Source organism: Rhizobium sp. FKL33 (assembly GCF_005222915.1).
Lineage (GTDB): Bacteria > Pseudomonadota > Alphaproteobacteria > Rhizobiales > Rhizobiaceae > Rhizobium_E.
Genome location: NZ_STFX01000020.1, coordinates 86,076 through 100,478 on the forward strand (window position 1 = coordinate 86,076; position 14,403 = coordinate 100,478).

A 14,403-nucleotide genomic window follows, 5' to 3' on the forward strand; every position below is an offset into this window, starting at 1 on the left:
CTCCCATGCCAAGGATTCCAGCGCGAACGCGGCAAAGGCGCAATCAAAGGAAAAAGCGCCAATGCAGTGCTAGAATTTGTGCATTCGGGGTAAATTTGGCTTTATGCAAAAATTCGGCGGTGTCTCAGAAGGCTTATTCTTTGGTTGCCGCACAGGGCGAGGGACGTAAGATTTCCGGCAACAGCAGGAGAACATCTATATGCGCTACGCCTTTATCGGCCTCGGTCATCTTGGCCGCAACCTCGCCTCGTCCCTTCTTCGCGCGGGCTTCACTGTCGTCGTCAACGACATCGACCCCAAATGCGCCGAGACGCTCATTGCCGATGGCGCCGAATGGGCTGCGACGCCGGAAGAGGCGGCGCGCAAGAGCGATGCCGTCATCACCTGTCTTCCCTCGCCGAAAGTGTCGGAACTGGTGCTGACCGGCGAGACCGGCATTCTCAAGGGCGCGAAGCCCGGCCAGACCTGGATCGAGATGAGCACGCTGAGCTCTGAAGATGTCGAGCGGTTGTCGGCAATCGCCGCGAGATCGGGCGTGCGGATGATGGAAAGCCCTGTGACCGGCGGCGTGCACAAGGCGGCAAGCGGCGAAATCACCGTCATCGCCGGCGGCGACAAGGATCTCTTCGATCTGCACCGCCCGGCGCTCGAGGCCATGGGCGGCGACATCTTTCATGCCGGTCCGCTCGGCAAGGCGGCGGTGATCAAGGTCATCACCAATATGCTCGCCTTCATCCATCTCATCGCCACGGGCGAAGCGTTGATGCTGGCCAAGCGCGGCGGCATCGATCTCACCGACGCCTTCAACATCATCAAGGCCTCCTCCGGCAACAGCTTCGTGCATGAGACCGAGGGCCAGGTGATCCTGAACGGCAGCTACAACATCAATTTCACCATGGATCTCGCCATCAAGGATCTCGGTTTTGCGCTGGGCTTCGGCAAGGAATTCGGCGTGCCGCTCGATCTCGCCAGCCACGCGATGCAGACCTTCATCCGCGCCAAGTCGCTTTATGGCGGCCAGGCCTGGTCCTCGCAGGTGGTGAAGCTGCTGGAAGACGCCACGGGCACCGATTTGCGGGCGCCGGGCTTTCCGGCAGAGCTCTGAGCTTGCAAAAGCGTCGCGGGCGGCTAGAACAGGACGAACCCAAGCCGCGCGTGCCCCTCATGTCCGAACAGTCTCCGTTTGCCGGTTACCAGCTCCCGCCGCTCGCCTGGCTGCGCGCCTTCGAGGCCGCCGCGCGGCATGAGAGCTTCACGCTGGCCGCGACGGAACTCAGCCTCACCCAGGCGGCGGTGTCGCATCAGGTGCGGTCGCTGGAAAAGCATCTCGGCGTTACCTTGTTCGAACGCCTGCCGCGCAGTTTGCGGCTGACGGAAAAGGGCGCCGCCTATCTGCCGCCGCTGCGCAACAGTTTCGACGAACTGGCGGCGGCGACCGCCGGGCTTTTTGGTCCTGTCGGTAAGAGAAATCTTACTTTGAGGGTGCCGATTTCTTTCATGGCGCTGTGGCTCGCGCCGCGGTTGCCGAAATTCGTGGCGCAATGGCCGGATATTTCGCTGCGCATATCCACCGTCGTCTGGGCGCCGGCGGCGAGCGACGATGTCGCCGATGTCGATATCCGCTTCGGCGACGGGCGTTGGCCCGGGCTCAAATCGACGCTCCTGATGCGGCAGCCGGCTATCGTGGTCGCCGCTCCACATCTGATCCAGGGCAATGACGATGTCGAGCGGATGCGGACGCTGCTCGAAGCGCCGTCGCTGATCCATGTGACCGGCTATGAAAATCTCTGGCAACGCTTTCTGAAGCTGCTCGGGATTTCGCTTCCAGCCTCTGCCGGCATCAATGTCGACACGACGATTTCGGCGCTGGAAATGGCCGCCGCCGGCCTTGGTCCGGCGCTCATCCAGTCCGATCTCGCCGAGCCCTTTCTCAAAAGCGGCCGGCTGGCCAGGGCGCTCGATGCGACCATCGCGCTGGATGAAGCGCATTACATCGTGCAGCCGGAAAGCCAGCGCCGCGTGCGGCCCGAAGCCCTGCTGTTTCGCGACTGGCTGGCGAAAGAAACCGCCGGCGGCTGACGGGCGCCCGAGGCGCTGGCGCAACTGCTCAATCGCGTCCATCACCGTCGGAATGACTTCGACGACCGTGTTCCCGTTCCACTCTATGGCCTGCTGAGGACGGGAGGCCGTAATATTTCTAAATCGCGCGCAGCAATTAACCTGATTTTTCGGCTTTATCGCTAAAGTAGTGAAAAACGATATTCAGGTGGGGTTGATGCTTCCCAATGTCGATGCTCCGCAGGCGCTAGACAGACTGCTCAGGTTTCGTCCCGATATCAACGCTTTGCATGAGGCGGAGCGCGGAGAGGCGCGTTGCGCCCATCTCCGCCAATCCATCCTCGTGGGCCTGATTTTTTACAATCTCTACAACCTCACCAGCGTCTATCTGATGCCGGATATCCTTGCGCTCAGCGTCGCCGCACGCCTTTTGCTGGTGACGCCGATGGCGTTGCTGATCTTCTATCTTACGCCGAGGGTGAGCGGCGAATATCGCGAAGCCATGGTGGCGGCCGGCGCATTCGGCGCGTTTTCACTGCCCATCCTGCTGTTCTGGCAATCGCAGGCGCCGCTCTCCGCTTACACCTTTGCCGAACCGCCGCTGGTCAGCGTCTACGCCAATATGCTGTTGATCTTGCGTTTTCGCTATGCGTTCATTTACACGCTGGCTGCGGCAGCGATTATGCTCCTTGCGGTTCTTGGTAAGACAGAACTTTCTTATGAACTCAAATTCTCGCTGCTCATACAGGGGCTGACGGCGACATTCTTCGCGCTTTACGCCAACTGGAACGTCGAGAGGAACCGGAGCAGGGCCTTCCTGATCGAGCTTGCGGCCCGTGCGCGGGCTGAAACGGCGGAGCGGGTGGGCCAACGCTTCCTCGATCAGTCGCTCACCGATCCCTTGACGGGTCTGCCCAATCGCCGCGCTCTCGAACAACGGCTGGAGGCGTCTTTCCGAGACGACGGCGCACTGGCCCTACTGATGGTCGACGTCGATCATTTCAAGCCTTACAACGATGTGCTCGGTCATCAGGCCGGAGACGCCTGTCTTCGCGACATCGCTCATGCCCTCGGTCGCGTCTGTCGCGACAGGGGCGCCTATGTCGGTCGTTTCGGCGGCGAAGAATTCACCGTCATTCTGAACGAAGCGGATGAAACCGCGGGACTGGAGCTGGCGGAGGCGCTGATCGCATCGGTTCGCGCCCGCCACCTGCCGCATCCGTCGCGGTCGGACAGTCTCTCTTTCGTCACGGTCAGCGTAGGCGTCTGCGTCACGCCGTCGGCGCGCCTGGCGGCCAAGGAACTGATGATCTCGATCGCCGACGAAGCGCTCTATGCGGCGAAGAAAGCCGGACGCAATACGAGCCGCATCCGGACCTTTCCGCTTTGAGACTTACCGGCCTTTCCAGACCGGATCGCGCTTTTCTGCAAAGGCGCGGGCGCCTTCGAGATTGTCCTCGCTGCCATAGAGAATATCGACGGTCTTCAGCTGGCGTCGGGTGATCTTGTTCATCGTATCCTGGAATTTCGAACCTTCGGCCTCGCGCACCACTTCCTTGATGGCGGCATAGACCAGCGGCGGGCCGCTTTCGAGCAGGCGGGCAAGTTCCCAGGCGCGCTCCATCAGCCGGTCGGCCGCGAGGATTTCGTTGACGAAGCCCCAGCGATGGGCCTCCTGCGCATCCAGCCAGCGGCCGGTCAGCAGCATGTCCATGGCGATGTGATAGGGAATGCGCTTGGGCAGCTTGATGGAGGCTGCGTCGGCCACCGTGCCGGAGCGGATTTCCGGCAGCGCGAAGGTCGCGTGCTCCGCCGCCAGGATCAGGTCGGTCGACAGGGCGATCTCCAGCCCGCCGCCGCAGCAGATGCCGTTGATGGCCGCAATGATCGGCTTGTTGAGATCGCGCAATTCCTGCATGCCGCCGAAGCCGCCGACGCCGTAATCGCCATCCACCGCATCGCCGGCGGCTGCCGCCTTCAGATCCCAGCCGGGGCAGAAGAATTTCGGACCGGAGCCGGTGATGATGGCGACGCGCAGGCTGTCGTCATCGCGGAAATCCTGGAAAATCTTGCCCATGATCCGCGAGGTGATGAGGTCAATGGCGTTGGCCTTGGGCCGGTCGATGGTGACTTCGAGAACGCCGCCCTCGCGGCGGGTTTTGATGGGGGTGTCGGTCATGCGGGTCTCCCGGTTGTCGTTTTGCAGCTTCTTTGATGAGACCGTCATGCTCGGGCTTGTCCCGAGCATCTGCTCAGCCAAACCGTTGCCGCGGCAGATCCTCGGGACAAGCCCGAGGATGACGACTTTGTGCCTTGTTACTCTCTCACGCTCACCAGCGCATCCGCCGCGACCACACCGTCAGACAGCGCCATCAGCGGGTTGATGTCCAGCTCCTCGATCGTCCCGGCATGGGCGATGACGAAATCGGCGGCGGCGGCAATGGCGTCGATGAGCGCAGGCATGTCGGCCTTGGCCTGGCCGCGATAGCCGTTCAGAAGCTTGGCGATCTTGAGGCCTTGCAGCGCCCGCTCGATTTCGGCTTTTGTGGTCGGTAAGGTCAGCACGGCGCTGTCCTCGATCAGTTCCACCAGAATGCCGCCGGCGCCCACGGTCAGCACCGGGCCGACGACCGCGTCGCGCATGGCGCCGATGATGAGTTCGGCCACCGGCTTGCTGGCCATAGCTTCCACCAGATAGCCCTTTGCCACCGATTGCATCGCCTGGGCGGCGGCCAGCACCTCGGCTTCGGAGCGAAGATTGAGCTTGACCGCCCCGGCCTCGGTCTTGTGCGCCACGCCCGAGCCTTTGAGCGCCACGGGGAAGCCGATCTCGGCGGCGGCCTTCGCTGCGGCTTCGGGTGTGGCCGCGAACAGACCCTTGGGAACCGGCAGGCCGAAGGGGGCGAGCGCCTGTTTGGACTCATGTTCGGTCAGGGTCTTCGGTTCGACTTCGCTTACGGTTTCGCGCAGCAACGGAAGCGGGGCAGGGCGCGACCAGGCGCGATGGATGCGATGGGCGATCTCGACGGCCGCCAGGGCCTCGTTGATGCCGTAGAAGGCGCCGACGCCTTCCTGCATCAGCCGGATCGCCACGTCCTCGGGCAGGTTCTCTCCCATCGAGGCGACGATGCCGGCATGGGCCCCGGTTGCCTGTTTGGCTGAGATCACCGCCTCCACCGTGGTCATCCAGTCGGCCGGGTCGCAGCGGTCGGCGCGGGGGAAATCGAGCACGATCAGATTGAGCGCGTAGTCGCCCTGCATCATGGTCGCGAAGGCCGTGGTCTGCTTGTCGCGATTGCCCCAGACGAAGGTGTGGTAATCGAGCGGATTGGAGAGCGTGACCATCTGTCCCAGCGTCTCGCGCAGCACGGGCAGTTGCTCGGGCTTCAAGTCGCGGAAGACGATGTCGCGGATTTCGCCGGCGTCGGCCACCAGCGAGGCCTCGCCGCCCGAGCAGCTCATCGAGGAGACGGTGTTGTCCGCAAGCGGGCCGAAGAGATGCAGGAGTTTCAGGGTCTCCAGAAGCTCCGGCAGTGTCTCGACGCGGCCGATGCCGAGCCGGTCGAGCACGGCTGAGGACACTTTGTCATTGCCGGCGAGCGAGGCGGTGTGCGACACCGTCGCCTTCTGCGCGGCTTCGGACTTTCCGACCTTCAGTGCGATCACCGGCTTCTTCAGCTCACGGGCGCGGCGGCCGAGCAGTTCCAGCGTCTCGATATCGTCGAAGCCTTCGATATGCAGGCCGACGGCGGTGACGCGGGGATCTTCGAGCGCAGCGACGGCCAGAGCGGACAGCCCCGTCTGCGCCTGATTGCCGGCCGTCATCAGATAGGCCAGCGGCAGGCCGCGCGCCTGCATGGAAATGTTGCAGGCGATGTTGGAACTCTGGGTCAGCACCGCGACGCCGCGGTCGGTTCTCACCATGCCGTGCTGGTCGGGCCAGAGCAGCGCGCCGTCGAGCATGTTGATGAAGCCGTAGCAATTGGGGCCGACCACGGCCATGTCGCCTGCGGCCTCCACCAGCTTTGCCTGAAGTTCATGGCCATCCGGCAGTTCCTTGACCGCTTCGGAAAAGCCCGAGGCGTAGCAGATCGCCCCGCCCGCGCCACGATCGCGCAACTCGCGCATGATATCGATGGTCAAGAGCCGGTTGACGCCGACAAAGGCGGCGTCGGGGGCGGCCGGAAGATCTGCGACCGAGCGGTAGCAGCGATAGCCATGCACCTCATCCTTGGTGGGATGCACGGGCCAGATCTCGCCCTGATAGCCCATTTTCTTGCATTGCTCGACAACACGGCCCGCCTCCTTGCCGCCGAACACGGCGATGGATTTGGGGCGGATGAGGCGGGAGAGGGAATCGGGGGAGAGGGATTTCATAGGCGCAATTCTCCGGAGCTTACCCCCCTCTGCCCTGCCGGGCATCTCCCCCTCAAGGTGGGAGATTGGCAGGGGGCGCCTGCACAGGCTTCAAGTTGTCGTTCGCGTTTGGCGCGGCTTTTGTAAGAGGCAGAACGGCGCTCCATCCGATCTCCCCCCTTGAGGGGGAGATGCCCGGCAGGGCAGAGGGGGGTAGCCGCTTGCTCCATATCAGGCCCCGAACGGCCGCAGCAGATCGCGGCTGATGATATGCCGCTGGATTTCGCTGGTGCCGTCCCAGATGCGCTCGACGCGGGCGTCGCGCCAGAAGCGGGCGAGCGGCAGATCGTCCATCAGGCCCATGCCGCCATAGATCTGGATGGCCTGGTCGGTGACGCGGGCGAGCATTTCCGAGGCGTAAAGCTTGGCCGAGGCGATTTCGCGGTTGGACGGTTTGCCCTGGTCGAGCAGCCAAGCGCCGTGCAGGGTCAAGAAATCGGCGGCGTCGATTTCGGTGATCATGTCGGCGAGCTTGAAGGACACGCCCTGATTGGCGCCGATCGGCTTGCCGAACTGCTTGCGCTCGGCGGCGTAGGGCACACAGTAATCGAAGACGCGGCGGGCCCGGCCGACGCAATTGGCGGCCACCGTCAGGCGGGTGCCGTAGAGCCAGTCGTTTGCGAGGTCGAAACCCTTGTGGACTTCGCCGAGGATCTGCGCCGAGGACAGGCGGCAATCGTCGAAATTGAGGATGCAGTTCTTGTAGCCGCGATGCGAGACGGAATTATAGCCTTCGCGGATCTCGAAGCCCGGCGTGCCGCGATCGACCAGGAAACAGGTGATCAGCTTCTTGGGACCGCGCGGCGTTTCTTCCTCGCCGGTGGCGATGAAGACGATGACGAAATCGGCGATATTGGCGTGGCTGATGAAGTGCTTGGTTCCGTTGACGATCCAGTCGTCGCCATCGGGCTTGGCGAAGCATTTCATGCCGCGGACGTCCGAGCCGGCGCCCGGTTCGGTCATGGCGAGCGCGTCGAATTTCTCGCCCTTGGTGGCGGGGATCAGATAGCGCTCGCGCTGTTCGGCGTTACAGCCCATCAGAATACCGGAGGGACGGCCGAAGAACACGGTGAGCGCCATGGAGGCGCGGCCGAGTTCGCGCTCGACCAGCGCGAAGGTGAGGTGATCCAGCCCGGCGCCGCCGACATCCTCAGGCATATTGCAGCCGAAAAAGCCGAGATCCTTGACCTTCTGGGCGATTTCCTGACCCATTTCCGGCGGCACGAAGCCTTGCTTCTCGACCTGGTCCTCAAGGGGATAGAGCTCTGTTTCGACGAAGCTCCTGACCGTGTTGACGATCATGTTCTGTTCTTCGGTCAGTCCAAAATTCATGGTGTTCTCTCCTTGTTTGGAGAATGCCGCGCATCCCCCTCTGTCCTGCCGGACATCTCCCCCTCAAGGGGGGAGATTGGATCCCATTGTCCCGCTCGCCCAGCCGAAAGGCCAATTGGTTGGCGCTGTGAGCGCCACATCCAATCTCCCCCCTTGAGGGGGAGATGCCCGGCAGGGCAGAGGGGGGTAACTACGGTTTCAGCTTACTTCTTCTGCCCCACAGACCGCCCCGCGCCTTCGGGCGCGGGCAGCTTGGCATGCGCGTCGATCAGCGGCTGCAGCTTCTCCATCACTTCCGGCAGCGGCGGCACGGATTTGCTCTGGCTGGAAGAGACATGCAGCATCAGATGCTCGCAGGTCGCCACCAGAGAATCGTCAGAGGCGCGGTAGAGCCACAGGAAGGTGTGCAGCTTCTTGCCATCGGATGGCAGGATCTGCGCCTTGGTGTAGAGCGCTTCGCCGAGCTTGGTTTCGGCCAGCAGCCGCACATGGTTTTCGACGGTGTAATAGCTGTGGCCGGCTTCGACATAGGCCATGTCGACGCCGATGAGCCTCAGCAGCGCATCAGCGGAATCGGCGAAGCACTGAGTGTAGCGGAACTCGGTCATATGGCCGTTGTAATCCACCCAGGACGGATGCACCTTGAGGTCCAGAAGCCGGATCGGCTGCGAAAGATCGGGGGCGGCGGGCTTTGGCGCATTCTTCCAGAGATGGGCCTCGAACTCAGCGAGCAGCTTGCCGGAGCCCCAGCCCTGGCCGCCATTGGAGCCCTTCAGCGTCTGCATGATGCCGACGAGATTTTCGTCGCGGATGCGCTCCAGCTCGCGGAATCCGTAAGCGCCGGATTGCGCATCCGACTGGTTGGCGATCTTGTCGACCAGTTCGTCGGTCAGGTCCACCACATCCATCAGCTTGGTCCAGGGCCAGGACAGGCAGGGGCCGAACTGGGCGATGAAATGGCGCATGCCCGCTTCGCCGCCGGCGATGCGATAGGTTTCAAACATGCCCATCTGCGCCCAGCGCATGCCGAAGGAGTAGCGGATCACGTCGTCGAGCGTTTCGGTGTCGCAGATATCGTCCTGGATCAGCCACAGGCCTTCGCGCCAGACGGCTTCGAGCAGGCGGTCGCCGACGAAGGCTTCGATTTCCTTCTTGAGGATCACGCCCTTCATGCCGATGGGCGCGAGCTTGGCCTTCGCTTCTTCCAGCACGGCGGGCGAGGTCTTCTGGCCACCGACCAGTTCCGCGAGCGGCAGCAGATAGACGGGGTTATAGGGGTGGGCGACGAACATGCGCTCGGGATGCTTCATGTCGCGCTGCAGTTCGGTCGGCATGATGCCCGAGGTCGACGAGCCGATCAGCGCCTTGGGATCGGCCGCCGCGTCGATCTGGGTGATGACGTTGCGCTTGAGGTCGATCCGCTCCGGCACCGATTCCTGGATCCAGTCGGCGCTGGCGACGGCTTCCTCGACCGTCTTGTAGAAGGTCAGCTTGCCCTTGGTCGGCAGCGGCGCGGCCGTCAGCAGGCTATAGGCGCGCTCGGCATTGGCCATGACCTCGCCGATGATGCGCTCGGCTTCCGGATGGGGATCGTACATGGCGGTGTCGATGCCGGCCAGCACGAACCGCGCCGCCCAGGCCCCGCCGATGACGCCGCCGCCGATACAGGCGGCCTTGTTGATTGTCGCTGTCATATCGGTTCCTCTCAGCGCTTGGTCAGCTTCAGTTTTTCGCGCACTTCGGCCGGGCCGATGATCCTCGCGCCCATGCCTTCGATGACGCTGCGCGCCTTGTCGACCAGCTGCGCATTGGTGGCGAGCACGCCCTTGGAGAGGTAGAGATTGTCCTCAAGCCCGACGCGGACATTGCCGCCGGCGAGCACGGCTGCGGCCGGATAAGCGAGCGCGTTGCGGCCGATCGAGAAGGCAGAGAAAGTCCAGCTCGAAGGCACATTGTTGACCATGGCCATGAAGGTGTTGAGGTCGTCGGGCGCGCCCCAAGGAATGCCCATGCAGAGCTGGATCAGCACCGGATCCTCGATGCAGCCTTCCTCGACCAGCTGCTTGGCGAACCAGAGATGGCCGGTGTCGAAGGCTTCGATCTCAGGGCGGACGCCGAGAGCGGTCATCTTCTTGGCCATGGCGCGCAGCATCGACGGCGTGTTGGTCATGACATAGTCGCCGAGCGAGAAGTTCATCGTGCCGCAATCGAGCGTGCAGATTTCCGGCAGGCTCTCGGCGACGTGGCTGACGCGTTCGGTGGCGCCGGCCATATCGGTGCCCTGCGGGTTCAGCGGCAGCGGGCTTTCGACGTCGCCGAAAATCATGTCGCCGCCCATGCCGGCGGTCAGGTTGATGACCACGTCGACTTCCGACTGGCGAATGCGGTCTGTCACTTCCTTGTAGAGATCGTTGCGGCGCGACGGCGCGCCGGTCTCGGGATCGCGGACATGGCAATGGACCACGGCGGCGCCGGCCTTGGCGGCTTCGATGGCGGAGTCGGCGATTTCCTTCGGCGAGCGCGGCACATGCGGCGATTTGCCGGCGGTGTCGCCGGAGCCGGTCACGGCGCAGGTGATGAAGACGTCGCGGTTCATATTGAGCGGCATGAATGTTCCTCCTTGGGGAGCCTTGATGCGCATTCAATGCCGGGTCGGCTTGCTTTGCTTTGCAAATGGCGCAATATTCTAAACATAATCGGAAGTCCTTATGTTTGATCCTGCTGACCAAATCACCGACCTCGACATCCTCGCTTTTCCCGAGACGACGATGATCCTGTTGTCCGCGGTGATCGAGCCGATCCGCGCGGCCAATCGCATCGCCGGCCGCACGCTCTATCGCTGGCGGTTGCTCAGCCCGGACGGCAAACCGGTGGAGACGACGGCCGGTATCTGCATCCCGGTGTCGGGCGCCTTCCAGCCCGAGCGGGACAGCCATCCGCTGTTCGTTGTCGCCAGCTACAACTGGCAGCGCAGCGCGACGCCGGCGATCAAGATGGCGCTGTCGCGCACGGCGCGCCATCGCGATGTGATCGTCGGCGTCGAATCGGGCGCCTGGTTGATGGCGGAAGCCAGCCTGCTCGACGACCACAAGGCGACCGTGCATTGGGAGGATTTCGACGATTTCACCGCGCGTTATCCGGAAATCGGCACGGTCAAGGAGCGCTATGTCATCGACCGCAAGCGCATGACCAGCGCCGGCGCGGTGCCGACGCTCGATCTGATGCTGGAGATCATCCGCCGCGGCCATGGCTATTCCATGGCGCTCGAAGTGGCGCGATCCTTCATCTATGAACGCGATGGGGGAGGGCGCGATCTCCTGCCGTCGCCGCCGACTGCGCCGGGGATCATCGACCGGCGGATTTCTGAAGCCGTGCGGCTGATGGAGGAGACGGTGGACCAGCCGCTATCGCTGGAAAAGCTCGCGCGGAAAAGCGGCCTGTCGGCGCGGCATCTGCAGAGCCTGTTCAACCAGTCCTTCGGCGTGACGCCGCATGTGCATTATCTGGCGCTGAGGCTGAACGCGGCGCGGCGCAAGGTCATCGAGACGCCGGCATCCTTTGCCGAGATCGCGACGGCCACCGGCTTCAATTCGGCCTCGGCCTTCTCGCGATCTTATCGGCTGCAGTTTCGGGAAAGCCCGTCGGAGACGCGCAAGCGTCTCCGGTCTCCGGGCTGACCCGTTCTTGAAGGATCAGACGGCGCTCAGCGCGCGTTCGAAATCCTCGATCAGATCGTCGCCGTCCTCAATGCCGGCCGACAGGCGCAAGAGACCAGCGGAAATGCCGAGTTCAGCGCGCGCTTCGTCGGTGAGGTTCTTGTGCGTGGTGGTGGCCGGATGGGTGATCAGGCTCTTCGCATCGCCGAGATTGTTGGAGATCGACACCACATCGAGGCCGTTCTGCAGCGCAAAAGCTTCCTTCTTGCCGCCCTTGAGCTCGAAAGCCACCAGCGTCGAGCCGCCGGTCATCTGGCGGGCGATGATATCGGCCTGCGGATGGTCGGGGCGGCCGGGATAGATCACCCGCTCGATCTTGGGGTGGTTGGCGAGGAAATCGGCGACGCGGGCGGCGTTTTCCGTCTGCTGCTTGATGCGCAGCGCCATGGTTTCCAGGCCCTTCAGCAGAACCCAGGCGTTGAAGGGCGACATGGCAGGGCCGGTATGGCGGAAATAATCGTGCAGGTTCTCGTCGATCCACTGCTTGTCCGACAGCACGACGCCGCCCAGGCAGCGGCCCTGGCCGTCGATATGTTTGGTGGCGGAATAGACGACGACATGCGCGCCGAGCTCGAGCGGCTTCTGGAAGAGCGGCGTCGCGAAGACATTGTCGACGACGACCTTGGCGCCGATCTGGTTGGCGAGCTTGGCGACGCCGGCGATATCGACCACTTCGAGCGTCGGATTGGTCGGGCTTTCCAGGAAAAACACCTTGGTGTTGGGGCGGATTGCGGCTTCCCAATTGGCGAGATCGCGTCCATCGACGAGGGTGCATTCGACGCCGTATTTCGGCGCCAGCGTCTCCACCACCCAGCGGCAGGAGCCGAACAGTGCGCGGGCGGCGACGATATGGTCGCCGGCCTTCACTTGGGAGAGGATCGCGGCGGACACGGCGGCCATGCCCGAGGCGGTGGCGCGGGCGTCTTCGGCGCCTTCGAGCAGGCACATGCGCTTTTCGAACATGTCATTGGTGGGGCTGCCATAGCGGGCATAGATGAAGCCGGGATCCTCGCCCTTGAAACGGGCTTCGGCTGCTTCCGACGTTTCGTAGACGAAACCTTGGGTCAGGAAGATCGCTTCCGACGTCTCGCCATATTGCGACCGCAGCGTTCCGCCATGCACCAATTTCGTTGCCGGCCGCCAATTCTTGCTCATGTGAACCACCTCAACACAAAAAAACCGGCCGCATAAGCAAGCCGGTTTCATCAGAGAACCCGGCCTTTTTAGCTAGTTGTTTAACGTGGCTGCAAGCCGGCCGGCCAAATCACCACGAATTCCGTGGATTGGCTTAACTCAAACCGCCTCTGAGGTCAATCACGGGCGATTCGCGCTTGCGTCCGCAAGGTCGGATTTCTATTGTCCCGGCAAAAATAGAGGTTGAGATGGCAGGAATTCTGGCGGATCGCGCGATCAGGGCGCTGTGGGACGAGGGACGGCTGAAGGCCGAAAAGCCGCTGGATCACGACCAGATCCAGCCGGCGAGCCTCGACCTGCGTCTCGGCGCCAAGGCGTTCCGGGTGCGCGCCTCCTTCCTGCCGGGACCGAGCAAGCGTGTGGCCGACAAATTGAGCCGGCTCAGCCTGCATGTCGTCGATCTCAGCGACGGCGCAGTGCTCGAAACCGGCTGCGTCTATATCGTGCCGCTGCTGGAGACGATCGATCTGCCGCAGCATCTGTCGGCCTCGACCAATCCAAAGAGCTCGACGGGGCGTCTGGATATCTTCACTCGCGTCATCACCGATTACGCCCAGGAATTCGATCAGATCGCGACCGGCTATAGCGGGCCGCTTTACCTCGAAATCTCGCCGAAGACCTTCCCGATCATTGTTCGGCGGGGGTCGCGCCTGTCGCAGATCCGCTTCCGCGAGGGACAGTCGCTGCTGCGCGAAGACGAGATGTTGTCTCTGCACCTGGCCGAAACGCTGGTCGCGGCCGAAAGCCCGATCATTTCAGGGTCATCGATCGCTTTGTCCATCGATCTCCAGGGCTCGGGCCCGGACGGTCTGGTGGGTTATCGCGGCAAGCGCCATTCCGCCGTTATCGATGTGGATGTGAAGGCGGCCCATGACATCTATGATTTCTGGGAGCCGATCTATAGCCGCGGCCGCAACGAACTGATCCTCGATCCCGATGAATTCTACATTCTCGTGAGCCGTGAAGCGGTGCATGTGCCGCCGCTCTACGCCGCCGAAATGGTGCCGTTCGATCCGCTGGTGGGTGAATTCCGCGTGCATTACGCCGGCTTCTTCGATCCCGGTTTCGGCCATGTCGAGGCGGGCGGCGCAGGCGCGCGGGCGGTGCTGGAAGTGCGCAGCCACGACGTGCCGTTCATTCTCGATCACGGCCAGATCATCGGTCGTCTCGTCTATGAGCATATGCGGGAAAAGCCCGAAGCGCTTTACGGAACAGGGCTCGGCTCGAACTATCAGGCGCAGGGCCTCAAGCTCTCCAAGCATTTCAAGGCGCAGGATTAACGCCAGCCTTGACATGCGCCGGTAAGTGATGACATTGAACGCCATCAGAGCGGGTGTAGCTCAATGGTAGAGCAGCAGCTTCCCAAGCTGAATACGAGGGTTCGATTCCCTTCACCCGCTCCAGAAACTCCATGTAAATCAATGTTTTGACGTTGAACTGCTTTTCGGGGCAGCCTTGGTGCGTCGTGTCTGCGCCTGTCCAGAAGATTGGATGCGCAAAGGCCTCACAAAGTCGTGAACGTCATTTTCTTCGCGCTGCGAAATAATCTCTTGATTTTTGTGCGACGCAGCATTACCTTGATACTTGTCATACGGTTACTCCTCCTCCCAAACCGCTGACGGCGACAGATAGCGCTCCTCCTCCCAAGCTGTCTGTCATAATCAAGCCCGGCGCACCTCCTCCCGCG

At 62.7% G+C, this 14,403-nt stretch carries 11 protein-coding genes, 1 tRNA gene and 1 riboswitch; of the genes, 6 read left to right on the forward strand and 6 right to left on the reverse strand.

The genetic code is table 11. The annotated features are described in order from the left end of the window. The first annotated feature begins 193 nt into the window (after window positions 1–193). From E8Q41_RS12835 to E8Q41_RS12845, 3 genes are all read left to right on the forward strand, one after another. Window positions 194–1,105, forward strand: coding sequence for an NAD(P)-dependent oxidoreductase (locus E8Q41_RS12835; protein WP_137155947.1), 912 nt, complete (start codon window positions 194–196; stop codon window positions 1,103–1,105). Between the two features lie 59 nt (window positions 1,106–1,164). Beyond that, window positions 1,165–2,079: a LysR substrate-binding domain-containing protein gene (locus E8Q41_RS12840; protein WP_137155948.1), complete on the forward strand. Its 915-nt coding sequence runs from the start codon at window positions 1,165–1,167 to the stop codon at window positions 2,077–2,079. A gap of 196 nt (window positions 2,080–2,275) precedes the next feature. Continuing rightward, window positions 2,276–3,448 (forward strand): GGDEF domain-containing protein, encoded by a 1,173-nt coding sequence (locus E8Q41_RS12845; protein WP_137155949.1) that lies wholly within the window; start codon window positions 2,276–2,278, stop codon window positions 3,446–3,448. Window positions 3,449–3,451: 3 nt separating this feature from the next. Here the strand turns inward: E8Q41_RS12845 and E8Q41_RS12850 are convergent, their stop codons facing one another. The 5 genes from E8Q41_RS12850 to E8Q41_RS12880 form a co-directional block, all read right to left on the reverse strand. After that, window positions 3,452–4,237 carry a carnitinyl-CoA dehydratase gene (locus tag E8Q41_RS12850; RefSeq protein ID WP_137155950.1) on the reverse strand — a complete coding sequence of 262 codons (786 nt, stop codon included), beginning with the start codon at window positions 4,235–4,237 and terminating at the stop codon, window positions 3,452–3,454. A gap of 137 nt (window positions 4,238–4,374) precedes the next feature. Continuing rightward, the gene (locus tag E8Q41_RS12855) at window positions 4,375–6,435 is read right to left on the reverse strand and encodes an acetate--CoA ligase family protein (protein ID WP_137156006.1); all 2,061 of its coding nucleotides are present in this window, start codon (window positions 6,433–6,435) and stop codon (window positions 4,375–4,377) included. A 210-nt stretch (window positions 6,436–6,645) separates the two neighbouring features. After that, window positions 6,646–7,806, reverse strand: coding sequence for an acyl-CoA dehydrogenase family protein (locus E8Q41_RS12865; RefSeq protein ID WP_137155951.1), 1,161 nt, complete (start codon window positions 7,804–7,806; stop codon window positions 6,646–6,648). A gap of 203 nt (window positions 7,807–8,009) precedes the next feature. Then, window positions 8,010–9,500 carry a carnitine 3-dehydrogenase gene (locus tag E8Q41_RS12875; RefSeq protein WP_137155952.1) on the reverse strand — a complete coding sequence of 497 codons (1,491 nt, stop codon included), beginning with the start codon at window positions 9,498–9,500 and terminating at the stop codon, window positions 8,010–8,012. Window positions 9,501–9,511: 11 nt separating this feature from the next. Beyond that, window positions 9,512–10,414: a 3-keto-5-aminohexanoate cleavage protein gene (locus E8Q41_RS12880; RefSeq protein WP_137155953.1), complete on the reverse strand. Its 903-nt coding sequence runs from the start codon at window positions 10,412–10,414 to the stop codon at window positions 9,512–9,514. A gap of 100 nt (window positions 10,415–10,514) precedes the next feature. Here E8Q41_RS12880 and E8Q41_RS12885 point away from each other — a divergent pair, with 100 nt between their 5' ends. After that, window positions 10,515–11,483, forward strand: coding sequence for a GlxA family transcriptional regulator (locus E8Q41_RS12885; RefSeq protein WP_137155954.1), 969 nt, complete (start codon window positions 10,515–10,517; stop codon window positions 11,481–11,483). A gap of 15 nt (window positions 11,484–11,498) precedes the next feature. Here the strand turns inward: E8Q41_RS12885 and E8Q41_RS12890 are convergent, their stop codons facing one another. Further along, a complete protein-coding gene (locus E8Q41_RS12890) occupies window positions 11,499–12,677 on the reverse strand; it encodes an O-succinylhomoserine sulfhydrylase (RefSeq protein WP_137155955.1) in 1,179 nt (392 codons plus the stop codon). A 47-nt stretch (window positions 12,678–12,724) separates the two neighbouring features. Continuing rightward, window positions 12,725–12,803, reverse strand: a riboswitch (SAM riboswitch). Window positions 12,804–12,904: 101 nt separating this feature from the next. Between E8Q41_RS12890 and E8Q41_RS12895 the strand changes: the two genes are divergently transcribed. Together E8Q41_RS12895 and E8Q41_RS12900 are read left to right on the forward strand one after the other, a co-directional pair. Continuing rightward, a complete protein-coding gene (locus tag E8Q41_RS12895) occupies window positions 12,905–13,996 on the forward strand; it encodes a 2'-deoxycytidine 5'-triphosphate deaminase (RefSeq protein ID WP_137155956.1) in 1,092 nt (363 codons plus the stop codon). Window positions 13,997–14,045: 49 nt separating this feature from the next. Continuing rightward, window positions 14,046–14,119, forward strand: a tRNA-Gly gene (locus E8Q41_RS12900). Window positions 14,120–14,403: the final 284 nt, after the last annotated feature.